This window comes from Pseudomonas sp. EL_65y_Pfl1_R83 (assembly GCF_963970695.1).
Taxonomy (GTDB): domain Bacteria; phylum Pseudomonadota; class Gammaproteobacteria; order Pseudomonadales; family Pseudomonadaceae; genus Aquipseudomonas; species Aquipseudomonas tritici.
On record NZ_CAXAQI010000530.1, the window covers coordinates 1 to 303 of the forward strand.

The 303-nt window shown below is 53.8% G+C and carries 1 protein-coding gene; it reads left to right on the top strand.

What is annotated here, in order from left to right; translation table 11 throughout:
• On the top strand, window positions 1-303 hold a 303-nt coding region (locus AACY08_RS30190; protein ID WP_339472749.1), incomplete at both ends, for a transposase.

Here is a 303-nt window from a genome sequence, read left to right on the forward strand (position 1 = left end):
GGGCGCTAAACAAGATAATGGGTGTGGATTTAACCGCAATTCCTACCATCGGCATCGATACGGCTTTGGTCTTGGCCAGTGAATTGGGACCGGACTTGTCACGATTTCCGACTTCACAACACTTCTGTTCCTGGCTTGGCCTGGCTCCGCCCACAAGGATTTCGGGAGGGAAACCGCTGCCTGGTAAAGCGGTGAAGGTAATTAATCGAGCTGCGCAGGCATTGAAGCAAGCAGCCTCAATCGCCCGCAATGACAAGAGCTTTATCGGCGCCAGTCATCGTGCTCGCCTGACCCGAATGGATA